Source organism: Micromonospora sp. NPDC004336, from assembly GCF_053602615.1.
Genome location: NZ_JBSGDY010000004.1, coordinates 28,637 through 52,359 on the forward strand (window position 1 = coordinate 28,637; position 23,723 = coordinate 52,359).

Consider the following 23,723-nt stretch of genomic DNA (forward strand, 5'->3'; position numbering starts at 1 on the left):
GCTCGCAGACCCGGCACACTCCTCGCGCTCACCAGCGTCCTCTCGACATGCGTACGGCCAGGTAGACCAGGCCACCGGCGAGCGCGCCCAGGCCGGCGACCAGCAGGCTGACGAACCCGATCTCGGTAACCATCGCGACCATCCTATGCTGGGCCCCATGGCCCGCACTCTCGTCGTCAAGGCCACCGCCGGGGGCGACTCCCCCGAGCGCTGCGCCCAGGCCTTCACCGTCGCCGCCACCGCGGCCGCCGCCGGCGTGCACGTGTCGCTCTGGCTCACCGGGGAGTCGACCTGGTTCGCGCTGCCGGGCCGGGCGCAGGAGTTCGAGCTGCCGCACTCGGCGCCGCTGGCCGAGCTGCTGCACGTGATCCTCACCACCGGCACGGTGACCGCCTGCACCCAGTGCGCCGCCCGGCGGGACATCGGCCCGGACGACGTGCTGCCGGGGGTGCGCATCGCCGGCGCGGCGGTCTTCGTCGAGGAGGCGATGGCCGAGGGCGCCCAGGCGCTGGTCTACTGACGACCGCCGCCCCGATACCGGCCCGACAACTCGGGCTAATGCCTACGATTCGGATGTGACCGAGGCGACGGAGCGGTTCTTCGAATCACTGCCGGCGCGCGCCCCGGACGTGCTCCACAGTCCGGTGAGCGGGACGATGCAGATCGACCTCGCCCGCGGCAACCAGACGCTGCACTGGGTGGTCCGGCTGGCGCCGGGGACGATCGAGGTGAGCCGCCAGCGGGGGCCCGCCGACGCGATCTGGTACACCAGCGAGGAGCTGTTCGACCGGCTCGTGACCGGGCAGGCCCAGGCGATCTCGTCGGTGCTGCGCAACGAGAGCAGCTTCAGCGGCGACGTCGGGCTCCTCCTGGCCTTCCGGCGGTTCTTCCCCGAACCGCCCGGCACCCGGGACCCCCGCGCGGTCGCCCGCGAGCAGGCCGGGCGGCTGCGGTGAAGGACCTGGTCAGCATCCTGGACGGCAACACCTTCCTGGTCAGCGACCGGCACGGGGACATCGAGCCGTCCCTCGACTTCCCGACCGGGCTCTTCTCGTTCGACACCCGGTTCCTCTCCACCTGGATCCTGACCGTCGACGGCGAACGGCTGCACGCCCTCTCCGTCGACGACGCGGAGTCCTACCGCACCCGGTTCTTCCTGGTCCCCGGCGAACCGACCCACTACCTCGACGCGAAGGTCTCGGTGATCCGCAGTCGCGCCATCGGCGGCAGCTTCCAGGAGGAACTGACCCTGCTCAACCACTCCGGGAAGGAGATGGAGTTCACCGTCCGCCTCGACATGGGGGCCGACTTCGCGGACGTGTTCGAGATCAAGCACGTCCGGCGGAAGAAGGGCCGCACCGTCGCCACCACCGGCGACAGCGACCTGCGCCTCACCTACCGCCGCGAGGGCTTCCACCGGGAGACCGTGATCAGCACCAGCGCCCCCGCCGACATCGGGATCGCCGGGATGACCTTCCGGATCCGGGTCGGCCCGCACAGCGAGTGGACGACCCGGCTGCGCGTGTCGACCGTCGTCTACGGGGCGCGCGGCGAGGACATCCGGGCCAACCTGCCGCTCTACGGTGGCAGTCGCAGCCCGACCGCGATCCGCCGCGACCAGGACGAGCTGATCGAGCGGGCGCCGAAGCTCGGCTGCGACTGCGAGCCGCTGGCCGGGGCGTACCGGCAGAGCCTGAACGACCTGGCGGCGCTGCGCTACGAGTCGATCGCCCTCGGCGTGCGCCTGATGGCCGCCGGCCTGCCGTGGTTCATGACCCTCTTCGGCCGGGACAGCATCATCACCTCGCTCCAGGTGGTGCCGTTCCTGCCGGAGCTGATCCCGGCGACCATCATGATGCTGGCCGGCCTCCAGGGGCACCGGATCGACGACTTCCGCGACGAGGAGCCGGGAAAGATCCTGCACGAGCTGCGCTACGGCGAGACGGCGGGCTTCGAGGAGCAGCCCCACTCGCCGTACTACGGGTCGGCCGACTCCACCCCGCTGTTCGTCATCCTGCTCGACGAGTACGAGCGGTGGACCGGCGACGCCCGGCTGGTACGGCAACTGGAGGCGCACGCCCGCGCCGCGCTCGCCTGGATCGACACGTACGGCGACCTGCTGGGCACCGGATACCTCTGGTATCGGACCCGCAATCCCGACAGCGGGCTGCAGAACCAGTGCTGGAAGGACTCCTGGGACGCTATCTCGTTCCGCGACGGGCGCCTGCCGGGGTTTCCCCGCGCCACCTGCGAACTCCAGGGGTACGCGTACGACGCGAAGATCCGCGGCGCGCGGCTGGCCCGGACGTTCTGGGGCGACCCCGCGTACGCCGAGCGGCTGGAGCGGGAGGCGGCCGAGCTGAAGATGCGGTTCAACCGGGACTTCTGGATCCCGGAGGGCGAGTACTACGCGCTGGCCCTCGACGCCGACGGCCGGCACGTGGACGCGCTCAGCTCGAACATCGGGCACCTGCTCTGGAGCGGCATCGTCGACGAGTCGCGGGCCGGACGGATCGCCGAGCACCTGCTCGGCCCCCGGCTCTTCTCCGGCTGGGGGGTCCGGACGCTCGCCGACGACCAGGGGCGGTACAACCCGGTCGGCTACCACGTGGGGACCGTGTGGCCGTTCGACAACTCACTGATCGCCTGGGGCCTGTGGCGCTACGGGTTCCGCCGGGAGGCCGGCCAGATCTGCGAGGCGATGCTGGCCGCGTCGCGGTTCTTCGACGGGCGGCTGCCGGAGGCCTTCGCCGGCTACGAGCGCGACCTCACCGAGTATCCGGTGGAGTATCCGACCGCGTGCAGCCCGCAGGCGTGGTCGGCGGGGACGCCGCTGCTGCTGCTCCGGGTGATGCTGGGGCTGGAGCCGCAGGGCGAGCACCTGATCATCGATCCGGCCGTGCCGGAGGGGATGGGGCGGGTGGAGCTGCTGGACATCCCGGGCCGCTGGGGCCACGTCGACGCCCTGGGGCGCAGTCGCACCCCGCACGACCACCCGCACCGCTGACGGCTCGGGTCAGCCGGGGCAGCCGGTGTTGACCGAGACGACGACCAGGTCGCCCGAGAGGTCGGCGACGACCATGGCGCCGCCGCGCCGGTAGGCGTACGCCTGCGCGGTGTCCAGCATCGGGACGCGGGCGACCTCGGCGAGCGCGGCGGCCGGCGACGCCGGGGCCGCGACGCCGGCGGCACGGGCGGTGCGCGCGGTGCCGCCGGTGGGGCAGGGGGCGACGAGCAGCTCCGGGGTCGTCGCCGGCGGGCCGCCGAGCGCCCGCAGCGCCCCGGCCAGGGCCTCGGTCTCCGCGCCGTCCGCGCCGAGCGCCGGCGTGGCGTAGCCGTCGCCGACCGGCCGGCAGCCCGTGTCGACGGTGAGCCGGACGAGGCCGTCCGCCTCGACGCCCCCGGAGACGGTGACGAACTCGCCCGCGTCGGCGCGCAGCCTGGGGCCGTCGTCGGAGGTCGCCCGGACGCCGGCCCGCCAGCTCCCGGGAAGCCGGTCGGCGACCCGCTCCAGCAGCCTGCGCTCCAGGCCGACGGGGACGAAGACGGCCACGCCCCGGGTCAGGACGGCGCCGTCGGCGAACGGGGTGACGCGACAACCCCGCTCGACCTCGGGCGGGGTCAGCACGGCGGTGTCTCCGGCCGCCCTGACCAACTCGCCGACGGCGCGGTCGACGACCGGGCCGGCCTCGGACAGGGTGCGCTGCTCCCGCACAGTCGGCGGGTCGTCCCGCACCGACGTCCAGGTGAGCGCCGCCAGCAGCACGGCCCACGCCACGGTGGCGGCGAGCAGCCAGGGCAGCCACCGCCGCCGGGACGCCGGCCGGTCGGGACCGGTCGACGGGGCCTGCCCCGCCGCTACGACACCGTTCACGGGGCCATCGTGTCACGCCGGTGACGACCGCCCGGACACGGCCGTGGCCCGCGCCCTCCGGTGACGACCGCCCGGACACGGCCGTGGCCCGCGCCCTCCGGTGACGACCGCCCGGACACGGCCGTGGCCCGCGCCCTCCGGGGAGGGGCGGGCCACGGGCCGGTCGGAGCGCGGGTCAGGAGGCGACCGTGACGGCCACCTCGTTGACGCCCCGGGCGGCGGTCACGGCGGTGTCGCCGTTGCCGTGCCGGGAGAGCGCCCGCAGGGTCCACTCGCCCGGCGCGGCGAAGAACCGGAACTGGCCGGCCGGCGAGGTCACCACCTCGGCGGTGAACTCACCGGTCGAGTCGAGCAGCCGGACGTACGCGCCCGGAACGGCCTCGCCCGCGGCGGACCGGACGACACCGGTGATCACGGTCTCCTTCTCCAGGTCCAGGCTCGCGGGCAGCGGGGCGGACTGGTCGGGGGCGGCGCAGCCGGCAGCGGTGGGTGCGGTCATGGCTCAGGCCTCCCCGGGCTCGTCGCCGAGCGCGACCGGCACGCCGACGAGCGAGCCGTACTCGGTCCAGGAACCGTCGTAGTTCTTCACGTTGCGGTGCCCGAGCAGCTCCTGGAGCACGAACCAGGTGTGCGAGGAGCGCTCGCCGATCCGGCAGTAGGCGATGGTCTCGCGGCTGTCGTCGAGGCCGGCGTCGGCGTAGATCCTGCGCAGCTCGTCGTCGGACTTGAAGGTGCCGTCCTCGTTGGCCGCCTTCGACCACGGCACGCTGATGGCGGTGGGGATGTGCCCGGCCCGCTGCGCCTGCTCCTGGGGGAGGTGGGCGGGGGCGAGCAGCCGGCCGGCGAACTCGTCGGGGCTGCGCACGTCGACCAGGTTCTTGGTGCCGATCGCGGCCACGACCTCGTCGCGGAAGGCCCGGATGGAGGTGTCCGGCTCCTGCGCGACGTACTGGGTCTTCGGGCGGGCCACCGCGTCGGTCACCAGCGGGCGGGCGTCCAGCTCCCACTTCTTGCGGCCGCCGTCGAGCAGCTTGACGTCGCCGTGGCCGTAGAGCTTGAAGTACCAGTACGCGTACGCGGCGAACCAGTTGTTGTTGCCGCCGTAGAGGATGACGGTGTCGTCGTTGGCGATGCCGCGCTCGGAGAGCAGCGCCTCGAACTGGGCCTTGTTGACGAAGTCCCGGCGCACCGGGTCCTGGAGGTCGGTCCTCCAGTCGAGCTTGATCGCGCCGGCGATGTGGCCGGTGTCGTAGGCCGAGGTGTCCTCGTCGACCTCGACGAAGACGACGCCCGGGGCGTCGATGTTCTTCTCGGCCCACTCGGCCGAGACGAGTGCGGTGTCGCGACTCATCAGATCACTCCCTGGTGAGGATGGATGGTGAGCCTGCGCGCGGAGAACGCTGAAGATGGTTGTCGCACCACGCGCGGGACCCATAGCGAGGAAACGGATCACGGGTTCGTGCGACGGCGCCGCTGCCGGGCGTTCGGTGGGAGAGCACCGGGGGTACGCGGACCCTGAGTGCCACTGGCTGCGTCAGGCAGCCGAGGACAGCCCCGCCGTCAGATGACGGGGCGACACAGGCAGGTGGCCACGCGGCACAGGTCGACCGCGCGCCGTTTGGTGAGGAGCGTCCCCATGGGCAGGGAGCCTACCAGCCACGCCGGGGTACGCCATCCGGCCGACCAGCATCCGGGACACCGGCGGCGCGGTCGGCGGGGCGCCGGCGGCGCGGTCGGCGGGGTGCCGGCGGGCCTCAGCCCATGGCGGAGTTGATCGGCACGTTCTTCGCGTCCGCGGTCACGGCCAGCCCCTCGGGCAGCGGCCGGACCTCCCGCACGGCGAGCTGGAACGGCAGCTCCGGCAGGGGCACGTCGATCGAGATGCTCTTGGCGTAGTTGTTGAGCAGCGTCCGGGCCAGCGGCAGGTTGGGCAGGCCCTCGGCGTTCAGGTCGTTGAAGCGCAGCGCCACCTGCCCCTGGTCGCCGACCGTGATGTCGGCGGTGCCGGTCACGGTGAGCCGCTGGCCGAGGATGTCGACCGGGGCGGTGACGGCGAGCCGGCCGCCCTGCTCGCCGAGGGTCAGCCCCGGGCGGTCGAGCAGCTTGGCGAGGCTGTCGTAGCTGATGGTGCCGGTGCCGTCGACGGTCTCGGCGACCACGTCGCCCTGTCCGGAGCGGATCGTGTCCAGCGAGGCACGGACGTTGCGGGCGTCCACGTCGAGCTTCGGCAGCGCGACGACGTCGCCCTGCACCGGGCCCTGCACGTCCCGCAGCCCGATGGTGATGCGCTCGTAGCGGCCGTCGAGCACCTGGGTCAGGAACGGGAAGCCGCCGACCTCGACCTGCGGCGCCGAGGACTGCGCCCCCTGCTTGGCGATCTCCTGCCGGATCTGGTCGGCGATGGCCCGCTCGGCCACGCCGGCCGCGACCCGGTCGGCCACCACGATCAGGCCGCCCAGCACGAGGAGCAGTACGACGAGGGTGACGAGCACCTTGCGCCCGCGTCGACGGGGCCGCTCCTCGTACGTGTGATCCTGCGCCACGCCGCCTCCTGTCGTGAGTGCCCGAGTGCCGCACCGCGGCCTCCCGGTGGTACCCGAACGGGGAAAAGCTCAACCGCCGGGTCAGAGAACGAGCTTGCACATGGCGTACGCGGCCGGCGCGGCGAGGGCGAAGCCGCCGAGCGGCCCCTGCATGTGCCGGGCGACCCACATCGTCGGCAGCTCCCCCGCCATCAGGCGGCCCGCCTCGGCGTACCCCACGGCGAGGTCGGCAAGCACGGCGGCGACCGCCGCGACCAGCCCGATGATCGCGGCCTTCGTCGGCGTGAAGGGCGTCACCAGGTAGCTGCCGAGGACGGCGCTGACCAGCGTGCCGACCATCGCGCCGCCGACCACGCCGGCCGCGCCCCGGGGCACCTGCGGTGCCAGCCGCGGCCACGGCGCCACCGCGTCGGTGAGCCGGGCGACGGTGAGCGCGACCCCGCTGGCGGTGAGGCAGACGGTGATGGCCTGGGTGCCGGCCGGGATCCGGCTGAGCGTGATCAGGGTGGCGAAGGCGACGACGCCCACCACGATCAGCAGGGTGCCGCCCAGCGAGTCGGTCACCCGCACGCGGTCGACCCGGCGGACGAGCTGGCCGAGCACCCCGAGGAGGAAGCCGCCCGCCGCGACGTAGCCCAGCGGCGCCAGGCCGGCGATGCCCGTCTGCACGGCGGCGACGTCGGCCGCCACCGCGGCCGCCGCGCTGACCAGGGCGACCAGCAGCAGCGCGGGCGGCCGCATGGCCATCGTCCAGGCCAGCACGAAGAGCAGTTGCACGCCGAGGATGATGCCCGCGAACGGCAGCCGGTGGCCCGGGCCGGAGGTCTGCGCCCCGAGCACCAGGCCGACCCCGAGCAGGAGCGCGAACCCGGCGACGGAGAGCGCGAGCTGGCGCCGCACCTCGACGGGCTCGATCTCCTCCTCGTCCGGCTCGGCGTCCGCCTCGTCGTCGGGCCGGCGCGGCGGCTCGCCGCCACGGCGGGCCCGACGCGGCCCGCCGCGCTCCCGGCGGCCGCCGTCGTCGTCGGTGGCCGGCCCGCTGCGCGGCGCCGGCGGCTGGCCGCGGGACGGCTCCGCCGGGCCCGGGTGGGGCCCGTCGGGCCACGGGTCGCGGCCGGTCTCGGGCGAGCTGGAGGGAAACACGCCCCGATCGTGCCAGACCGGCCGGCCGGCGCGGAGGTCACGGTTTCGGCAACGTTAAAACCTGCGGCGCGTTCACGGGCAAGTCGGGCAAACAGGAAACGACGCGGAGGTGAAGCCGGGGCCATCCGTTACGCTCAAGCCGTTACCCGCCCGTCAGCGACGCCGGGACCCACGCAAGTTTCTCAGCGCCACATCCCACGCGGGGGCGCGCTGGTCGCGCGCGGCCGACGGCCGCCGGGACGGAGGTGATCGTGGAGATCCTGCTGCTGGTTACCGCGCGCGCAGGCGAGCCGTCCGCTGTGCTGCCGGCGCTCGACCTGCTGCCGCACTCGGTCCGCACCGCGCCGCGCGACGTCCGCACCCTGGTCGCCGGCCCCAGTCCGGACGCGGTGCTGGTCGACGCCCGCTCCGAGCTGAGCGAGGCCCGGGCCACCTGCCGGATGCTGCACGCCACGGGGCTCGGGGTGCCGCTGGTCGCGGTGGTCACCGAGGCGGGTCTCATCGCGCTCAACGCGGACTGGGGCGTCGACGACGTCATCCTCGCCGCCGCCGGCCCGGCCGAGGTGGAGGCCCGGCTGCGGCTGGCGGTCGGCCGACTGAGCAACGCGACCTCCGGCGCCGGGGGCTCGATCCGCGCCGGCGAGCTGACCATCGACCCGGACACGTACGCCGCCAAGCTCAAGGGTCGGCCGCTCGACCTGACCTACAAGGAGTTCGAGCTGCTGAAGTTCCTGGCCCAGCACCCCGGCCGGGTGTTCACCCGGGACCAGCTCCTGCGCGAGGTCTGGGGCTACGACTACTTCGGCGGCACCCGCACGGTCGACGTGCACGTCCGGCGGCTGCGGGCGAAGCTCGGCTCCGAGTACGAGTCCATGATCGGCACGGTGCGGCAGGTGGGCTACAAGTTCGTCGTGCCGCCGTCACGGTCGCTGCCGGACGCCGAGCACGTCCCGCTGCCGGCCTGACCCCGCATCCGTTCCGGGCCCTATTCCCCATATGCCCTTTTTGCTCGTCTTGCCGGCTCTATTCTGACTGCCGGGTTTGCCGGGCAGAGAGGGAGGCGGCGGCGTGCGCATCGACCACGGGGGCGGCGGTTCGGCACGGTCGGGGGCACTGGCGCGGGGGCCCTCCGCCGCGCGCACCGTCGGCCTCGTCGTCCTGGTGGTGACCGCACTGCTCGGCACGGCGTACGCGCTCGGGCGCAGCCTGGTGCCCGACCCGCCCGCCGGGAGCGTGACGACGAGCGCCACCGGCCCGCACTACGCCGACCAGCCGCCGGCCGATGACCTGCCCCGACGCACGCCGGGCGGGGAGCACACCTCCGCGCCGGCCGAGGCCGGACAGGACGGCGGCGCCGAGCCGAGCGAGGCGCCCGGCGCCACCGGGGCCGACGGCCCGTTCGGCACCCAGACCACCAGCGGCACCTCGCTCGTCGCGCTGACGTTCGACGACGGCCCGGATCCGCAGTACACGCCGCAGGTGCTCACCGCGCTCCGCGAGCACCACGTCCGGGCCACGTTCTGCGTGGTGGGCGAGAACGCGCAGAACCACCCCGACCTGATCCGGGCGATCGTGGCCGACGGGCACACCCTGTGCAACCACAGCTGGAACCACGACGTCACCCTCGGGCGGCGGTCGCCGGAGGCGATCCGGGCGGACCTGCTGCGCACCAGCGAGGCGATCCACGCGGCCGCGCCCGGGGTCCCGATCGCCTACTATCGCCAGCCCGGCGGGGCGTGGACCGGCTCGGTGGTGTCGGTGGCCCGGGAGCTCGGCATGACGCCGCTGCACTGGACGGTGGACCCGTCGGACTGGTCGGCGCCGGGCGCCGGGCGGATCGCCGCGACCGTCCTCACCGGAGTCGGGCCCGGCTCGGTCGTGCTCCTGCACGACGCCGGCGGCAACCGGCAGGGCACAGTGGACGCGCTGTACCGGATCCTGCCGGGCCTGGCCGGCCGGTTCCAGGTTGCGGCGCTCCCCGACGGCGGGACGTGAGGCGCGCCGGGGGACCGTGACGCCCGCTACAGCGCCCGGCGGAGCGGGCCGACACGAGCGTCGCCGGCGGTCGACGGGACTACCGTGACGGCATGAGCAGCGCCGAACCGACCAGCCCCCAGGTGACCCGGACCGACCGACTCGGCCCCGCGGAGGTCGCCGACGTGCTCGCCCTCGCGCGGGCCGCCGGCGACGCCGACGGCGCCGACCCGTTCGACGAGCACGTCCTGCTCCGGCTGCGGGACCCGGACGCGGCCGCGGTGCACCTGAGCGCGCGGACCGCCGACGGCGTCCTGACCGGCTACGCCCACCTGGACACCACCGACGGCGACGCCGGGACGGGGGTGGAGCTGGCGGTGCATCCGGCGTACCGGCGGCGCGGGACGGGCCGGGCCCTGGCCCGGGGCGTCCTGGCGGCGGCGACCGGCCCGCTGCGGGTCTGGGCGCACGGCGACCACCCGTCCGCCGCCGCGCTCGGCGTCGACCTGGGCCTGCGCCGGGCACGGGTGCTCTGGCAGCTGCGCCGGCCGCTGACCGCGCCGATCCCCGAGCCCCGGCTGCCGGACGGGGTGACGCTGCGCGCGTTCCGGCCGGGCGAGGACGACGACGCCTGGCTGGCGCTCAACGCGCGGGCCTTCGCCCAGCACCCGGAGCAGGGCCGCTGGTCCCCCGCCGACCTGCGGGTACGCCTCGCCGAGCCGTGGTTCGATCCGGACGGCTTCCTGGTCGCCGTCGAGGCGGCCACCGGGCGGCTGCGCGGCTTCCACTGGACGAAGGTCCACGAGCGGCCCGGCTCGGCCCGGATCGGCGAGGTCTACGTGCTGGGGGTGGACCCGGCGGCGCACGGCGGCGGGCTGGGCCGGGCGCTGACCTCGGCCGGCCTGGCGTACCTGCGGGACCGCCGGGGCCTGGACCGCGTGATGCTCTACGTCGACGAGTCGAACACGGCCGCGGTGGCCCTCTACGAGCGGCTCGGCTTCGCCCGCTGGTCCGCGCACGTGAACTACCAGTCGGCCTGACCGCGCGATCCGGTTCCGGGTCCGCCGCCCGGCGCGGCGGGCCCGGAACGGCGCGGCCGGGCGGCCGATCACCGTCGGGTGACGGCCGCGTGTCGGCGGGATGACGGCCAACCGGGAAAATCCCCATACTTCTGACAGAGGCATCCGAGTTCACCCAGCGGACAACTCACCCTCAGCGAGCGGTCACCCGCACTGCCGCACCTGTTCACCTCGCGTTCACGTGTGACCGGCGATCCGGCTACCTGGCCCTCCTAGCTTTTGGGCCAGCCGGTCAGCGCCGGCACCCCGGGCCCCCAATCCGGGTGCGAAGTCAGACGTGAAGGGAAACCCCTCAGGTGAAGCTCCAGCGGCACGGCACCCTCGCCTGCCTCGCTCTTACCGCGACGCTCGCTCTCAGCGCATGCGGCTCGGACAACAACGAGCCCGGGAGCAGCGCCTCCGCCTCCGGTTCGGTCGCCGCCGACTGCGCCACCGGCACGCTGAACGCCCAGGGTTCCTCGGCGCAGAAGAACGCCATGGACGAGTGGATCAAGGCGTACCAGCAGAAGTGCTCCGGCGCGAAGATCAACTACGAGCCGTCTGGTTCGGGCGCCGGCATCCAGGCCTTCATCGCCGGCACCGCCGACTTCGCCGGCTCGGACTCCGCCCTCAAGGAGGAGGAGCAGCCGAAGGCCGACGCCAAGTGCGTCGGCGGCGCGGCCATCAACCTGCCGATGGTGATCGGCCCGGTCGCCATCGCCTACAACGTCAACGGCGTGGACAACCTCCAGCTCAAGCCGGCCACCCTGGCGAAGATCTTCGCCGGCAAGGTGACCAGGTGGGACGACCCGGCCGTCAAGGCCGACAACCCCGACGTCAAGCTGCCGTCGACCGCCATCAACGCGGTGCACCGCTCGGACTCCTCCGGCACCACCGACAACTTCACCGACTTCCTCACCAAGACCGCCGCGTCCGACTGGACCTTCGGCAAGGCCAAGGAGTGGAAGGCCCCGGGCGGCACCGGTGCGGCCAAGTCCGACGGCGTGGCCAGCGCCATCAAGAACCAGGACGGCACCATCGGCTACGTCGAGTGGTCGTACGCCGAGAACGGCGGCCTGAAGACCGCCAAGGTCGGCAACGGCGCGGGTGAGTTCGTCGCGCTGACCGCCGAGTCGGCCGGCAAGACCATCGCCGGCGCCGAGGTGGTCGGCCGGGGCGACGACCTCAAGATGAAGATCGACTACAACACCAAGGAGGCCGGGGCGTACCCGATCGTCCTGGTGACCTACGAGATCGTCTGCTCGAAGGGCCTGCCCGCCGACAAGCTGCCGCTGGTCAAGGGCTTCCTCGGCCACGCCGCCAGCACCGAGGGCCAGGCCGACCTGACCGAGCTGGGCTACGCCCCGCTGCCCGAGTCGGTCCGCGCCAAGGTCGAGACCGCGGTCAAGAACCTCGCCTGACCCGGCTGAGACACCGACACCGTCACCACCACCTCAACTCGAAGCGAGCGAGCAGATGGGTGAAACCCCGCACCGCTCGGCCGACGCCGGCACCGGCGGGACCCGCGTGACCGAAGGTCACGCCCGGCCCGTCGGTGCCTCGGCGCGTCCGGCCGAGGCACCACTTCCCACCCGTACCCCGGGCGGGGCCGGGCTGGGCGGCGGCGGCGCGCTGCCGCGGGCCCGGGCCTTCGGCGCCGAACGGGCCTTCCGGGGCCTGACCCTGGCCGCCGGCGTCGCCGTCCTGGCCATCATCGCCGCGATCGCGGTCTTCCTGGTCGCCAAGGCCGTGCCGGCGCTGGGAGCCAACACCGAGAGCTTCTGGACGTTCGAGGGCTGGTTCCCCAACGACGCGGAGCCGAAGTTCGGCATCGGCGCGCTCGCCTTCGGCACCGTGCTCAGCTCCGCCCTGGCCCTGCTGATGGCGGTGCCGGTGGCCCTGGGGATCGCGCTCTACCTGTCGCACTACGCCCCGCGCCGCCTCGGCACCACCCTGGGCTTCCTGATCGACCTGCTGGCGGCGGTGCCCAGCGTCGTCTTCGGCCTCTGGGGGCGGGACGTCTTCATCAACCCCGTCCGCGACTTCTCCGCCTGGCTGAACACCTACTTCGGGTGGATCCCGATCTTCGGCGGCGACGGCCCGTTCGGAAAGTCCATCATGCTGGGCGCGCTGGTCCTGGCGATCATGGTGCTGCCGATCATCACCTCACTCTCCCGCGAGGTGTTCACGCAGACCCCGACCGCCAACGAGGAGGCCGCCCTCGCCCTCGGCGCCACCCGCTGGGAGATGATCCGCACCGCGGTGCTGCCCTACGGCCGCCCCAGCATCGTCGCCGCGGTGATGCTCGGCCTGGGCCGCGCGCTCGGCGAGACCATCGCCCTGGCGATGACCCTCGGCATCACCTTCGACATCTCGTTCAACCTGGTCGAGAGCGGTGGTAACACCATCGCCGCCAACATCGCCAACACGTTCGGCGAGGCGAACGACACCGGTCGGGGCGCGCTGATCGCGTCGGGTCTGGTGCTCTTCGCCATCACGCTGATCGTCAACATCACGGCGCGGGCGATCATCCACCGCCGCCGGGAGTTCACGGAGTCGGCCGCATGACCACCACCACCCTCGCGTCGCGCGGCACCCGTCCGCCCGCGCAGCCGCCCACCCTCAAGGCCCGGCGGCTGCCGAGGTACGCCGCACCCGCCATCGCCGCCGCCGCCCTGCTGCTCGCCGCCGCCCTCGTGTACGGCACCGGAACCGGCGGCCCGGTGCTGGTCGTGGTGCTCGGCGCGCTGCTCTACCTGGCCGGCCTCTTCGTCGCGGCGAACCGGGTCGAGGGGCGCCGGTCGGCCCGCAACCGCACCTGGAGCGCGCTGATCCACTCGGCGTTCGTGCTGGCCGTCCTGCCGCTGGCCTCGGTGGTCTGGACCCTGGTCAGCAAGGGCGCCGAGCGGCTGGACGGCGACTTCTTCCTCACCTCGATGAACAACATCGGGGCGCGGGACCCGAACGGCGGGGCGTACCACGCGATCGTCGGCACGCTCCAGCAGGTCGGCATCGCCGCCCTGATCACCGTCCCGCTCGGCATCCTCTGCGCGATCTACGTCGTCGAGTACGGCCGGGGCCGGTTCGCCTTCGCGATCCGGTTCTTCGTGGACGTGATGACGGGCGTCCCGTCGATCGTCGCCGGCCTGTTCGTGCTGGCGTTCTGGGTGCTGGTCGTCTCGCCGTGGTTCAACGACGGCCGGCCGAGCTTCTCCGGCTTCGCCGCCGCGCTCGCCCTGAGCGTGCTGATGCTGCCCACCGTGGTCCGCTCCACCGAGGAGATGCTGCGTCTCGTCCCGGCGCCGCTGCGCGAGGGGGCGTACGCCCTCGGCGTGCCGAAGTGGAAGACCATCCTGCGGGTCGTGCTGCCGACCGCGCTGCCGGGCATCGTCACCGGCGTCATGCTCGCCATCGCCCGCGCCGCCGGCGAGACCGCCCCGGTGCTGCTCGTCGCCGGCGGCGGCGCGGCGATCAACTTCAACCCGTTCGAGGACAACCAGTCGTCGCTGGCCCTCTTCGTCTACCAGCAGGCCGGCGACGCGTCCCGGTACGCGCCGGCGCGGGCGTGGACCGCGGCACTGACCCTGGTCGCCCTCGTGCTGATCCTGACCGTCGCGGCGAAGCTGCTGGCCCGTCGCAACCGGCTCGGCCGATGAACCCCGGAGGTACCACCACCATGGCCAAGCGCATCGAAGCGGAGAACGTCAGCGCCTACTACGGCGGCTTCAAGGCGATCGAGGACATCAACCTGACCGTCGAGCCGAAGACCGTCACCGCCCTGATCGGCCCGTCCGGCTGCGGCAAGTCGACCTTCCTGCGGTCGATCAACCGGATGCACGAGGTGCTCCCCGGCGCCCGGGTCGAGGGCAGCCTGACCATCGACGACCAGGACATCTACGACCGCGACGTGGACGTCACCGCCGTCCGGCGCATGATCGGCATGGTCTTCCAGCGGCCGAACCCGTTCCCCACCATGAGCATCTTCGAGAACGTGGTGGCCGGGCTGCGGCTCAACGGCGTCCGGAAGAAGTCGATCCTGGACGAGGCGGCCGAGCGGGCGCTCCGCTCGGCCAACCTCTGGGACGAGGTGAAGGACCGGCTCGGCAAGCCCGGCGCGGGCCTCTCCGGCGGTCAGCAGCAGCGGCTCTGCATCGCCCGGACGATCGCCGTCGAGCCGCAGGTGGTGCTGATGGACGAGCCCTGCTCGGCGCTCGACCCGATCTCCACGTTGGCCATCGAGGACCTGATGTTCCAGCTCAAGGACAAGTTCACCATCATCATCGTCACGCACAACATGCAGCAGGCCGCCCGGGTCTCGGACCGGACCGCCTTCTTCTCGATCGAGAAGACCGGCGACCCGGGCCGCCTCATCGAGTACGACAACACGCAGAAGATCTTCAGCAACCCCGGCGTGAAGAAGACCGAGGACTACATCACCGGCCGCTTCGGCTGACGCCCGGCCGGCCGGCGCGGATCCTGGTGGGAACCGGCCCCTCCCGGGGCCGTCCGCCACCGGGATCCGCGCCGGCCCGCCGTCAGGACAGCACGAAGCGGGGCTCGCCGCCGGCGGGCTCGTCGAGGCGCGGGGTGACCGGGGTCGCGGCGTCGCGGTCGGCCGCCGCGCGGACGACGCCGGCCAGGTCGGCGCACGCGGCCACCTGGGCCAGGGTCACCGCCGTCGGCGGCAGCATCGTCAGCTCGCCCGCCGCCGCCCGGGCCACCGCGTCCGCCGGCCGGGCCCAGAGGGTGTGGTCGGCCTCGCCGGAGACGTCCCGGGTGCGCTGCCCCTCCGGCAGCAGGGCCACGAAGAAGTACGTGTCGAAGCGGCGCGGCTCGAACTCCGGCGTGATCCACCGGCTCCACGGCAGGAGCAGGTCCGACCGGAGGGTGAGCCCGCGCCGGGCGAGCAACTCGGCGAAGCCGACCTGGCGCCGCTCCAGCGCCACCCGGTCGGCCTCCCAGTCGTCGCCGCTGACGTCGCCCACCACGGTCCCGGCGTCGGGGCCGGCGAGCAGCACGCCCGCCTCCTCGAAGACCTCCCGGGCCGCGGCGCAGACGACCGCCTGGGCGGCCTGCGGGGTCAGCCCCAGCCGCTCGCCCCAGCCGGCCGGCGACGGCCCGGCCCAGCCCAGGTGCGCCTGCGAGTCCGAGGGGTCGACGCCGCCGCCGGGAAAGGCGTACATCCCGCCGAAGGCCATCGCGGCGACCCGGCGGATCAGATAGGCCTCGAGGTCGTCGCCGGCCGGGCGGAGCAGCAGCACGGTGGCCGCGACCCGGGGCGCCGCCGGGGTGCCGCCCTCGGCGCGGAACCGGCGGGCGTGCTCCATCAGCGCCGGGTGTGCGGGGAAGCCGTCGGCGTCGATCGTCATGGGCCGAGCCTAGTTCCCGACGGGTGGATCGCCCGCCCCGCGGTCGGTGATCTTCGCTAGCGTGGCCGCCATGACTCGTTGGGGCATCCTGGCCACCGGCCACATCGCCGCCCGCTTCGCCGAGGACCTCCGGCTGGTGCCGGGCGCCGAACTCGCGGCGGTCGGCTCGCGGACCGCCGAGAGCGCGGAGCGGTTCGCGACCCGGCACGGCGTGCCACGGGCGTACGCCTCCTGGGCGGAACTGGCCGCGGACGACGACCTGGACGTCGTCTACGTCGCCACCCCGCACGCCGCCCACCACGAGGCGGCCCTGACCTGCCTGCGGGCCGGCCGGGCGGTGCTGCTGGAGAAGCCGTTCACGCTCGACCTGGCGACGAGCGTCGAGCTGGTCGAGGCCGCCCGCGCGGCCGGGGTCTTCCTGATGGAGGCCATGTGGATGCGGACCAACCCGCTCGTACGCCGGGTCTGCGAGCTGGTGGCGGACGGCGCGATCGGCGCGGTGACCGGCGTCCGGGCCGACTTCGGGGCGGCGGGACCGTTCCCGCCGGAGCACCGGATGCGGGCCCGCGCCCTCGGCGGCGGCGCCCTGCTCGACCTTGGCGTCTATCCGGTCAGCCTGGCCCACCTGCTGCTCGGGGTGCCCGACCACGTCCGGGCCTGGGCGAAGCTGAGCCCCGAGGGGGTGGACGAGAACACCGGGATCGTCCTCGGGTACGACTCGGGGGCGGTCGCCACGCTGAGCTGCGGCATGGTGGCGGCGACGCCGCTGGTCGCCTCGGTCACCGGCACCACCGGCCGGATCGACCTGCCCGAGCCGTTCTTCCGCCCCGGCGCGGTGACCCTGCACCGGGCCGGCGCGGAGCCGGAGACGATCGCCGGCGAGCTGGTCGGCGGCGGCTACCAGTACGAGGCCGCCGAGGTCCAGCGCTGCCTGGCCGAGGGGCTGGCGGAGAGCCCGCTGGTGCCGCACGCCGCCACCCTGGAGGTGATGGCGCTGCTCGACGACATCCGCGCCCGGATCGGCGTCTCCTACGCCTGACGGCGGACACGCGAGGAGCCCCCGTCGACGCCTGGTGCGTCGGCGGAGGCTCCTCGTTCGGCTCAGCTGAAGAGCGGGCGGACCAGGAAGTACATCAGGGCGCCGATCGAGCCGGCGGCCGGGAAGGTGAGGATCCACGCCCCGACGATGTTGCCGGCCACGCCCCACCGCACGGCGGAGAGCCGCTTGGTGGCGCCGACACCCATGATCGCCGAGGTGATCGTGTGGGTGGTCGAGATCGGGGCGCCGAGGACCAGCGCGTTGAAGTAGAGCACGCCGCTGGCGACGGTCTCGGCGGCGAAGCCCTCCGGCGGCTTCAGGTCGATGATCTTCCGGCCCAGCGTCCGGATGATCCGCCACCCACCGGCGTACGTGCCGGCGGCCAGCACGGCCGCCGAGGTCCAGAACGCCCACTCGGGGATGAAGCCCGGGTCGTCCTGGTAGCCGCCGACGTAGAGGGCGAGCACCACGATGCCGATGGTCTTGGCGGCGTCCTGCATGCCGTGACCGACGGACATGGCGGCGGCCGACGCGGTCTGCGCCCAGCGGAAGCCCCGGTTGAGCTTGCCCGGGTGCCCCTTCCGGAAGATCCACTGCACGGCGATCATGACGATGTACCCGAGCACGAAGCCGACCATCGGCGAGAGCACCATCGGGATGATCACGCTCTCCCCGATGCCGGTCCACAGGACCGTGCCGGACGCGGCGACGGTCGAGCCGACCAGGCCGCCGATCAGCGCGTGCGACGAGGACGACGGCAGGCCGAAGTACCAGGTGACCAGGTTCCAGACGATCGCGCCGATCACGCCGGCGAAGACGATGCCGAGGCTGGCCTGCCCGGTGGGCAGCTTCACCAGGCCGCTGCCGACGGTCTTGGCCACCTCGGCGCCGAAGTGGGCGCCGATGAAGTTGCCGACGGCCGCCATGGCCAGGGCCACCCGGGGTGTCAGCGCCCGGGTGGAGATGCTGGTCGCGATCGCGTTGGCGGCGTCGTGGAAGCCGTTGGTGTAGTCGAACGCCAACGCCACCGCGATCACCGCCAGCACGGCGATGAGTTCCGGACTCACAGGATCAGGACTCCTTGACCGCGATGGTCTCGACGGTGTTGGCCACGTGCTCGAAGGAGTCGCAGGCGGCCTCCAGCTCGTCGGCGACCTCCTTCATCTTCAGCACGGTCAGCGCGTCGTACTCGCCGGAGAAGAGGCGCACGAGAAGCATCCGGTACGCCTGGTCGCCGTCGTTCTCCAGGCGGTTGCACTCGATCCAGTAGTCCTCGAGGTCCTTCATCGACTTCAGCCGCGGCATCGCGTCGGCGGTCAGCTTCGCCTGCGCGTCGAGGACGTTGATCAGCTCGTGCATCTCGCGGGGCAGCGCCGGGATCTTCGTCAGCCCGTAGAGGTAGAGCAGGTTGCCGACCGCCTCGAGGTGGTCCATCACGTCGTCCAGCAGCGAGCCGAGGCGGTAGATGTCCTCGCGGTCGAACGGGGTGATGAAGGTGGAGTTGATCTTCTTGTAGAGCTCGTGGGTGATCTGGTCGCTGTCGTGCTCCACCTCGGTGAGCCGCTCGCTGACCGACTGCACCTCGACTCCGGGCAGGGCCAGCTCGTTGAGCAGTTCGGTGCCCTTCACCAGGTTCTGCGCGGCCCTGGTGAAGAGCTCGTAGAAGGCGCCCTCGTTCGGGCGGAAGGAAAACTTCACAGCACGGACCTCGTCGTGTCGGTGGAAGGGTGGCGGCCGCCCGGAGGGGTGCCCGCCTGGGAATGCTAGAAAACGACAGAACCGCGAATTCGGCGGCCTCCCCCTGCTCAGGCCAGATTCACCGATCGTTCACCTGCCGTTCACCTGCGACGTTTCCCTCGGTTCCCAGAAGCCGCTCCCGTTCCCGCCGAACGTCGAAACCGGCAGGCGGATACCCCAGATCGAGGGTGTCGAACGTCTCCCGGAGCAGGTGTGCGACCGCCCAGTCGCGGTACCACTTCCGGTCCGCCGGCACCACGTACCAGGGCGCGGCCTCCGTGCCGCAGCGGCCCAGGGCCTCGGCGTACGCGGCCTGGTAGTCGGCCCAGCGGGCGCGGGCGTCGACGTCCGAGGGGTCGTACTTCCAGTGCTTGCGGGGGTCGGACAGCCGCTCCAGCAGCCGCCGCCCCTGCTCCGCGTACGAGATGTGCAGCAGCACCTTCACCAGGATCACTCCGGCGCCGGTCTGCTCCCGCTCGAACGCGTTGATCTCGTCGTACCGGGCCTGCCAGACGTGCTCCGGCACCAGCGAGTCCACGCGTGCGACCAGCACGTCCTCGTAGTGGGAACGGTTGAAGACCCCCACGTACCCGGGCGGCGGCAGCGCCCGCCGGATCCGCCACAGGAAGTCGTGCCGCAGCTCCTCGGGGGTGGGCGGGCCGAACGAGCGGATGTGCAGGCCGAGCGGGTTCATGGCGCCCGCGACCCGCTTGATCGTGCCGTCCTTGCCGCCGCAGTCCATCGCCTGCAGCACGAGCAGCACCCGGTGCCCGGCGCCGCCGCCCGCCGCCCGCGCCTGCGCGTCGGCGAACAGCATCTCCTGCTGCCGGCCCAGCTCCGCGCCGACCAGCTCGACCTGGTGGCGGGCCCAGTCCTTGCGGCGCTCGCCGGTCACCGCCGGCCCGGGCAGCCCCGGCGTCGACCGGGGATCCACGGCCCCGAGGTCCACCGTCCCGCCCGGCGCGACCCGCAGCAACTCCCGCACGGTCCCGCCGACCGGCCCGACAACGCCCGCCTCGCCAGTCGCTTCCATCCCCGGATCATCACCCACCCCGGCCGGCACCGCCCGTCGAGCGGACAATGGTGCGGGGACGGGCGGCGGGGAGGTCCGGTGCGGGATCTGGCGAGGGAGTTCGAGGCCGAGCGGGGGCGGCTGCTGGCCGTCGCGCACCGGATGCTCGGCAGCCGCAGCGAGGCCGAGGACGCCGTGCAGGAGACCTGGCTGCGCTACGCCGCCGCGCTCGCCGACCCGGCGGCCCGCGCCGAGATCCGGCACCTCGGCGCCTGGCTCACCACCGCCTGCGCCCGGATCTGCCTGGACGTGCTCCGCTCGGCCCGGGTTCGCCGGGAGGCGTACCCCGGCCAGTGGCTGCCGGAGCCGGTGGTGACGCCGCTCGACGAGGGGCCGCGCACCGACGGCTTCGCGCCCGACCCGGCCGAGCGGGCGGTCCGCGCCGACCAGGTCGGCACGGCGCTGATGGTGGTGCTGGAGCGGCTCACGCCGGAGCAGCGGGTCGCCTTCGTGCTGCACGACGTCTTCGCCGTGCCCTTCACCCGGATCGCCGAGGCGCTCGGCACCACCGAGGCCGCCGCCCGCCAGCTCGCCTCCCGGGCGCGCCGGGCGGTGCGGGCGCCCGACGCGCCCCGGCACACCGCCGACGCGGCGGAGCAGCGGAAGGTCCTCGCCGCCTTCGTCGCCGCCGTCGAGTCGGGGCAGCTGGACGCGCTGGTGCGGGTCCTCGCACCGGACGTGGTCGCGATCGGCGACAGCGGCGGCCACTTCCCGACGGCCCGCCGCCCGGTCGTCGGCGCGGAGGCCGTGGCCCGGTTCGTCCTGGGGATCTTCGGCCTGGCCGGCCGGCACGGCGTGCTGCGGGCCCGCCCCGTGCTGGTCGACGGCGTGCTCGGGCTCCAGCTGGAGACCGCGCACTCCGACGGCCGGCCGCTGCGGGTGGTCGCCGCGCTGGCGGTCGACGACGGCCGGGTGACCGGGATCTTCCACCAGCTCAACCCGGAGAAGCTGGGCGACGTGCCGCCGCTGGGGGCCGGGGACGGCTGGCCGCCGCGCTGGTGACCCCCGCGCCGCCGCCACCGGCCGGGCCCGCGCCCGCCGGCTCAGAGCACCAGGGCCAGCCACTTCCGGTACGACGTGGCGAACGGCTCGGTGCCGTCGCCGAGCGCGTCGAGGAGCCACCGCGCGGCGGCCTCCGCCTCGGCCACCACCTCGTCGGGATAGCCGTAGCGGACCCGGTGCTCGGCGAACTCGTCCTCGTCGCGCAGCTCGACCGCGCCGGTGGCCCGGCGGCGCACCACGTCCAGGTCCAGGTCGACGAGGTGGACGGTGTCGTCGCCCTCCCAGCGGGCCGGGCTGGCGATGTCGCAGTAGACCTCGCTGGTCCGCGGCGGCGGGTTGAACATGCCGGTCCACCAGCCCTGGTGCGGCACCAGGAGCACGAACGGGATCTGCTCGACCGACGGCCTGCCGTGGTAGACCGACTTCGTGCCCTCGGTCACGCCGAGCCAGACGCCGAGGTCGTCCTCGGCGAGACGGCGGGCCGGGTAGTCGCGGTGGGCGCTGCCGTCGTACTTGCGGTAGATCACGCGGACCACATCGCTCGGCATGAGTCGCACCCTAGCCGATTCCGCCCATCCGTCGCCGCACGGCGGTAACCGGACCGGGCCCACGGGAATCCGTACCGTGACGACGCCACGCCCGGATCGGCGCGGCCGGTGTCGGCGCCGACGGGTACCGTCGCACGGTGACTCCGCGCCTCGCCACCGGTTCCGCCGCCCCCTCGCCCCGCGCCGGAAGCCGGCGGCGCGGCGCCCGGCCGAGCGGGGCCGAGCTGCTCGCCGCCGCGGTCGGCGCGGTGCCGGGCGGCGCCGCGCGCCCCGGCCAGCAGCAGATGGCCACCGCGATCGAGGAGTGCGTGCAGGCGCGCGAGCACCTGCTCGTGCAGGCCGGCACGGGCACCGGGAAGTCGCTGGCCTACCTCACCCCGGCGCTGACCGTGGACGGCCCGGTGGTGGTCTCCACGGCCACCCTGGCGTTGCAGTCCCAGCTGGTCGACCACGACCTGCCCCGGCTCGCCGACGCCGTCGAGCCGGTCCTCGGCCGCCGGCCCACCTTCGCCGTCCTCAAGGGCCGGCACCACTACCTCTGCCTGGCCCGGCTGGACAACTCGACGGAGGACGAGCCGGAGGACACCCTCTTCGACGCCCCGCCGCAGCGCCCGGGCGGCGGCACCCGGTGGCTCGGCGAGGCGGGGCGGCTCGGCAAGCAGGTCCAGCGGCTGCGCGACTGGGCGGAGAAGACCGACACCGGCGACCGCGACGAGCTGGACCCGGGCGTCGACGACCAGGCCTGGCGGCTGGTCTCGATGCCGGCGCGGGAGTGCGTCGGCGCGGCCCGCTGCCCGTTCGGCGCGGAGTGCTTCGCCGAGGCGTCCCGCGCCCGCGCCCGCGAGGCGGACATCGTCGTCACCAACCACAGCCTGCTGGCCGTGGACATGCTCGCCGGACGCCACATCGTGCCGCCGCACAAGCTGCTCATCGTGGACGAGGCGCACGAGCTGGCCGACCGGGTCTCCTCGGCCGCCCAGGCCGAGCTGGTGCCGGAGCTGATCGACCGCTCCACGAAGCGGGCCCGCCCGCTGCTGCGCCCGGAGACCGCCGACTCGCTCACCGCCGCCGGCGACGCCCTGGCGGTCGGGCTGGCCGAGGCGCCGGCCGGGCGGATCACCTCCGGCCTGCCGCCCGCGCTGCGCGAGGCGTGCACCCTGCTCGACGCGGCCACCCGGGCGGCGCTGGACGGCATCGGCGAGATCAAGGCCGACGACCCCGACCCGGTGCGCAAGCAGCAGGCCAAGGCGGTCCTCGACGAGCTCTCCACCACCGCCCAGCGGCTGCTGGAGGAGGCCGACCACGACGTGGCCTGGGTGGAGAAGAACGACAACACCGGCCGCCGCGCGCTCGTGGTCGCGCCGCTGTCGGTCGCCGGCACCCTCGCCACCCACCTGTACGACGAGCGCACGGTGGTCGCCACCTCGGCGACCCTGACGCTGGGCGGCCGGTTCGACACGGTGGCACGCGCGCTCGGGCTGGAGGCGCCCCCGGCCGACCCGCCGTCGCCGGCCGCCGCCCCCGGGCCCGCCGGGCCCCCCGACCGCCCCCCCCCGGGGGGCCGCGCCGGGGGCACGTCGACCGCCGGGGCCGGCCCGGCGACCGGGACGCCGGGGGCGCCGGCGACGTCGGGGCCCGGGTGGCGCTCGCTCGACGTCGGCTCGCCGTTCGACTACGCCCGGCAGGGCATCCTCTACGTCGCCGCGCACCTGCCCCGGCCCAGCGTCTCCGGGCTGCCGGACGCCGCCGGCGAGGAGCTGCTCGCGCTGGTCACCGCGCTCGGCGGGCGTACGCTCGGCCTCTTCTCCTCGCGGCGGGCCGCGCAGCAGGCGGCGGAGCTGCTGCGCGCGCGGACCGACCTGCCCGTCCTGTTGCAGGGCGAGGAGGCGCTGCCGCTGCTGGTGCGCCGGTTCCGCGAGGAGCGGGAGAGCTGCCTGTTCGGCGTGATGTCGCTGTGGCAGGGCGTCGACGTGCCCGGCGACTCCTGCCAGCTCGTGGTCATCGACCGGCTGCCCTTCCCCCGGCCCGACGAGCCGCTCGCGGCGGCCCGGGCGGCGGCCGTCGACGCGGGCGGCGGGTCCGGTTTCGCCGCGGTGAGCGTGCCCATCGCGGCCGTCCGGCTGGCCCAGGGGGTGGGCCGCCTGATCCGGTCGACCGGGGACAGGGGCGTGGTCGCGGTGCTCGACTCGCGCCTGGAGACGGCGCGTGGCTACGGGCCGTTCCTGCGCCGCTCGCTGCCGCCGTTCTGGTACACCACCCGGCCGGAGGTCGCCCGCGGCGCCCTCGAACGCCTCGCCAGGAACTGACGCGCCCGCCCGCGACGGATGTCCGCCCGGGCGGGCGCGGCCACGACCGGCGCGGCCC

Annotated in this window: 24 protein-coding genes and 2 pseudogenes; 14 read left to right on the top strand and 12 right to left on the bottom strand. The window is 74.0% G+C overall.

The features are described 5' to 3' along the window. Positions 1 to 28: 28 nt before the first annotated feature. Positions 29 to 133, bottom strand: a complete 105-nt coding sequence (gene mtfM, locus ACWENR_RS01800) for a small membrane protein MtfM (RefSeq protein ID WP_036376929.1) — start codon at positions 131 to 133, stop codon at positions 29 to 31. Positions 134 to 145: 12 nt separating this feature from the next. Here mtfM and ACWENR_RS01805 point away from each other — a divergent pair, with 12 nt between their 5' ends. Genes ACWENR_RS01805 through ACWENR_RS01815 form a run of 3 tightly spaced genes read left to right on the top strand, consistent with a single transcriptional unit; the run spans position 146 to position 3,007 of the window. Continuing rightward, positions 146 to 520: a DsrE family protein gene (locus tag ACWENR_RS01805; protein ID WP_452275174.1), complete on the top strand. Its 375-nt coding sequence runs from the start codon at positions 146 to 148 to the stop codon at positions 518 to 520. 55 nt (positions 521 to 575) lie between these two features. Continuing rightward, the gene (locus tag ACWENR_RS01810) at positions 576 to 956 is read left to right on the top strand and encodes an SCP2 sterol-binding domain-containing protein (protein ID WP_452275175.1); all 381 of its coding nucleotides are present in this window, start codon (positions 576 to 578) and stop codon (positions 954 to 956) included. After that, the gene (locus ACWENR_RS01815) at positions 953 to 3,007 is read left to right on the top strand and encodes an amylo-alpha-1,6-glucosidase (RefSeq protein WP_452275176.1); all 2,055 of its coding nucleotides are present in this window, start codon (positions 953 to 955) and stop codon (positions 3,005 to 3,007) included. The genes ACWENR_RS01810 and ACWENR_RS01815 overlap by 4 nt, the downstream gene beginning before the upstream one ends. A 9-nt stretch (positions 3,008 to 3,016) precedes the next feature. Here the strand turns inward: ACWENR_RS01815 and ACWENR_RS01820 are convergent, their stop codons facing one another. The 6 genes from ACWENR_RS01820 to ACWENR_RS01845 all read right to left on the bottom strand — a co-directional run bounded on the left by ACWENR_RS01820 (position 3,017) and on the right by ACWENR_RS01845 (position 7,560). Next, positions 3,017 to 3,874: a hypothetical protein gene (locus ACWENR_RS01820; RefSeq protein ID WP_452275177.1), complete on the bottom strand. Its 858-nt coding sequence runs from the start codon at positions 3,872 to 3,874 to the stop codon at positions 3,017 to 3,019. 175 nt (positions 3,875 to 4,049) lie between these two features. After that, positions 4,050 to 4,373 carry a DUF1416 domain-containing protein gene (locus tag ACWENR_RS01825; RefSeq protein ID WP_452275178.1) on the bottom strand — a complete coding sequence of 108 codons (324 nt, stop codon included), beginning with the start codon at positions 4,371 to 4,373 and terminating at the stop codon, positions 4,050 to 4,052. Between the two features lie 3 nt (positions 4,374 to 4,376). Continuing rightward, entirely contained in the window at positions 4,377 to 5,225 is an 849-nt protein-coding gene (locus ACWENR_RS01830; RefSeq protein ID WP_452275179.1) for a sulfurtransferase, read from the bottom strand. A gap of 209 nt (positions 5,226 to 5,434) precedes the next feature. After that, on the bottom strand, positions 5,435 to 5,512 hold the full coding sequence (locus tag ACWENR_RS01835) for an Ms5788A family Cys-rich leader peptide (RefSeq protein WP_311202345.1): 78 nt from the start codon (positions 5,510 to 5,512) through the stop codon (positions 5,435 to 5,437). A gap of 116 nt (positions 5,513 to 5,628) precedes the next feature. After that, complete coding sequence (locus tag ACWENR_RS01840) at positions 5,629 to 6,417, bottom strand: LmeA family phospholipid-binding protein (RefSeq protein ID WP_452275180.1); 789 nt, start codon at positions 6,415 to 6,417, stop codon at positions 5,629 to 5,631. 81 nt (positions 6,418 to 6,498) lie between these two features. After that, positions 6,499 to 7,560 (bottom strand): hypothetical protein, encoded by a 1,062-nt coding sequence (locus tag ACWENR_RS01845; protein WP_452275181.1) that lies wholly within the window; start codon positions 7,558 to 7,560, stop codon positions 6,499 to 6,501. Positions 7,561 to 7,805: 245 nt separating this feature from the next. Between ACWENR_RS01845 and ACWENR_RS01850 the strand changes: the two genes are divergently transcribed. The 7 genes from ACWENR_RS01850 to pstB all read left to right on the top strand — a co-directional run bounded on the left by ACWENR_RS01850 (position 7,806) and on the right by pstB (position 15,045). Further along, positions 7,806 to 8,525 carry a winged helix-turn-helix transcriptional regulator gene (locus tag ACWENR_RS01850; protein ID WP_452275182.1) on the top strand — a complete coding sequence of 240 codons (720 nt, stop codon included), beginning with the start codon at positions 7,806 to 7,808 and terminating at the stop codon, positions 8,523 to 8,525. A 109-nt stretch (positions 8,526 to 8,634) separates the two neighbouring features. Next, entirely contained in the window at positions 8,635 to 9,555 is a 921-nt protein-coding gene (locus ACWENR_RS01855; protein WP_452275229.1) for a polysaccharide deacetylase family protein, read from the top strand. A gap of 92 nt (positions 9,556 to 9,647) precedes the next feature. Continuing rightward, positions 9,648 to 10,574 (top strand): mycothiol synthase, encoded by a 927-nt coding sequence (mshD, locus tag ACWENR_RS01860; RefSeq protein ID WP_452275183.1) that lies wholly within the window; start codon positions 9,648 to 9,650, stop codon positions 10,572 to 10,574. A gap of 335 nt (positions 10,575 to 10,909) precedes the next feature. After that, positions 10,910 to 12,013 carry a phosphate ABC transporter substrate-binding protein PstS gene (gene pstS / locus ACWENR_RS01865; protein WP_452275184.1) on the top strand — a complete coding sequence of 368 codons (1,104 nt, stop codon included), beginning with the start codon at positions 10,910 to 10,912 and terminating at the stop codon, positions 12,011 to 12,013. Between the two features lie 55 nt (positions 12,014 to 12,068). Beyond that, positions 12,069 to 13,160: a phosphate ABC transporter permease subunit PstC gene (gene pstC / locus ACWENR_RS01870; RefSeq protein WP_452275185.1), complete on the top strand. Its 1,092-nt coding sequence runs from the start codon at positions 12,069 to 12,071 to the stop codon at positions 13,158 to 13,160. After that, positions 13,157 to 14,248, top strand: coding sequence for a phosphate ABC transporter permease PstA (gene pstA / locus ACWENR_RS01875; protein ID WP_452275186.1), 1,092 nt, complete (start codon positions 13,157 to 13,159; stop codon positions 14,246 to 14,248). The genes pstC and pstA overlap by 4 nt, the downstream gene beginning before the upstream one ends. A gap of 20 nt (positions 14,249 to 14,268) precedes the next feature. Beyond that, positions 14,269 to 15,045: a phosphate ABC transporter ATP-binding protein PstB gene (gene pstB / locus ACWENR_RS01880; protein WP_452275187.1), complete on the top strand. Its 777-nt coding sequence runs from the start codon at positions 14,269 to 14,271 to the stop codon at positions 15,043 to 15,045. Between the two features lie 82 nt (positions 15,046 to 15,127). Here pstB and ACWENR_RS01885 read toward each other — a convergent pair whose 3' ends face one another. After that, a complete protein-coding gene (locus tag ACWENR_RS01885) occupies positions 15,128 to 15,961 on the bottom strand; it encodes an NUDIX hydrolase (protein ID WP_452275188.1) in 834 nt (277 codons plus the stop codon). Positions 15,962 to 16,031: 70 nt separating this feature from the next. Here ACWENR_RS01885 and ACWENR_RS01890 point away from each other — a divergent pair, with 70 nt between their 5' ends. Then, positions 16,032 to 17,000: a Gfo/Idh/MocA family protein gene (locus ACWENR_RS01890; RefSeq protein ID WP_452275189.1), complete on the top strand. Its 969-nt coding sequence runs from the start codon at positions 16,032 to 16,034 to the stop codon at positions 16,998 to 17,000. 62 nt (positions 17,001 to 17,062) lie between these two features. Here the strand turns inward: ACWENR_RS01890 and ACWENR_RS01895 are convergent, their stop codons facing one another. From ACWENR_RS01895 to ACWENR_RS01905, 3 genes are all read right to left on the bottom strand, one after another. Further along, on the bottom strand, positions 17,063 to 18,067 hold the full coding sequence (locus ACWENR_RS01895; protein WP_091101973.1) for an inorganic phosphate transporter: 1,005 nt from the start codon (positions 18,065 to 18,067) through the stop codon (positions 17,063 to 17,065). 4 nt (positions 18,068 to 18,071) lie between these two features. Further along, positions 18,072 to 18,698, bottom strand: a complete 627-nt coding sequence (locus tag ACWENR_RS01900) for a DUF47 domain-containing protein (RefSeq protein WP_452275190.1) — start codon at positions 18,696 to 18,698, stop codon at positions 18,072 to 18,074. 118 nt (positions 18,699 to 18,816) lie between these two features. Then, on the bottom strand, positions 18,817 to 19,770 hold the full coding sequence (locus ACWENR_RS01905; RefSeq protein WP_452275191.1) for a PPK2 family polyphosphate kinase: 954 nt from the start codon (positions 19,768 to 19,770) through the stop codon (positions 18,817 to 18,819). A 78-nt stretch (positions 19,771 to 19,848) separates the two neighbouring features. Here ACWENR_RS01905 and sigJ point away from each other — a divergent pair, with 78 nt between their 5' ends. Then, complete coding sequence (gene sigJ / locus ACWENR_RS01910) at positions 19,849 to 20,811, top strand: RNA polymerase sigma factor SigJ (protein WP_452275192.1); 963 nt, start codon at positions 19,849 to 19,851, stop codon at positions 20,809 to 20,811. Between the two features lie 41 nt (positions 20,812 to 20,852). On the opposite strand, the gene ACWENR_RS01915 is transcribed toward sigJ, so the two are convergent. Beyond that, the gene (locus tag ACWENR_RS01915; RefSeq protein ID WP_452275193.1) at positions 20,853 to 21,359 is read right to left on the bottom strand and encodes a DUF402 domain-containing protein; all 507 of its coding nucleotides are present in this window, start codon (positions 21,357 to 21,359) and stop codon (positions 20,853 to 20,855) included. A 69-nt stretch (positions 21,360 to 21,428) separates the two neighbouring features. On the opposite strand from ACWENR_RS01915, the pseudogene ACWENR_RS01920 reads away from it, so the two are divergent. Further along, positions 21,429 to 22,855: pseudogene (locus ACWENR_RS01920) on the top strand (ATP-dependent DNA helicase); the annotation flags it as partial. A gap of 120 nt (positions 22,856 to 22,975) precedes the next feature. Then, positions 22,976 to 23,665: pseudogene (locus ACWENR_RS01925) on the top strand (ATP-dependent DNA helicase); the annotation flags it as partial. Positions 23,666 to 23,723: the final 58 nt, after the last annotated feature.

Excerpts from the sequence above, each read along its gene's own strand:
- ACWENR_RS01835 (WP_311202345.1), bottom strand. The coding sequence starts at position 5,512 with ATGGGGACGCTCCTCACCAAACGGCGCGCGGTCGACCTGTGCCGCGTG.
- ACWENR_RS01805 (WP_452275174.1), top strand. The coding sequence starts at position 146 with ATGCTGGGCCCCATGGCCCGCACTCTCGTCGTCAAGGCCACCGCCGGG.
- ACWENR_RS01905 (WP_452275191.1), bottom strand. The coding sequence starts at position 19,770 with ATGGAAGCGACTGGCGAGGCGGGCGTTGTCGGGCCGGTCGGCGGGACC.
- pstC (WP_452275185.1), top strand. The coding sequence starts at position 12,069 with ATGGGTGAAACCCCGCACCGCTCGGCCGACGCCGGCACCGGCGGGACC.
- pstA (WP_452275186.1), top strand. The coding sequence starts at position 13,157 with ATGACCACCACCACCCTCGCGTCGCGCGGCACCCGTCCGCCCGCGCAG.
- ACWENR_RS01890 (WP_452275189.1), top strand. The coding sequence starts at position 16,032 with ATGACTCGTTGGGGCATCCTGGCCACCGGCCACATCGCCGCCCGCTTC.
- ACWENR_RS01825 (WP_452275178.1), bottom strand. The coding sequence starts at position 4,373 with ATGACCGCACCCACCGCTGCCGGCTGCGCCGCCCCCGACCAGTCCGCC.
- mtfM (WP_036376929.1), bottom strand. The coding sequence starts at position 133 with ATGGTTACCGAGATCGGGTTCGTCAGCCTGCTGGTCGCCGGCCTGGGC.
- mshD (WP_452275183.1), top strand. The coding sequence starts at position 9,648 with ATGAGCAGCGCCGAACCGACCAGCCCCCAGGTGACCCGGACCGACCGA.
- ACWENR_RS01915 (WP_452275193.1), bottom strand. The coding sequence starts at position 21,359 with ATGCCGAGCGATGTGGTCCGCGTGATCTACCGCAAGTACGACGGCAGC.
- ACWENR_RS01830 (WP_452275179.1), bottom strand. The coding sequence starts at position 5,225 with ATGAGTCGCGACACCGCACTCGTCTCGGCCGAGTGGGCCGAGAAGAAC.
- pstB (WP_452275187.1), top strand. The coding sequence starts at position 14,269 with ATGGCCAAGCGCATCGAAGCGGAGAACGTCAGCGCCTACTACGGCGGC.
- ACWENR_RS01885 (WP_452275188.1), bottom strand. The coding sequence starts at position 15,961 with ATGACGATCGACGCCGACGGCTTCCCCGCACACCCGGCGCTGATGGAG.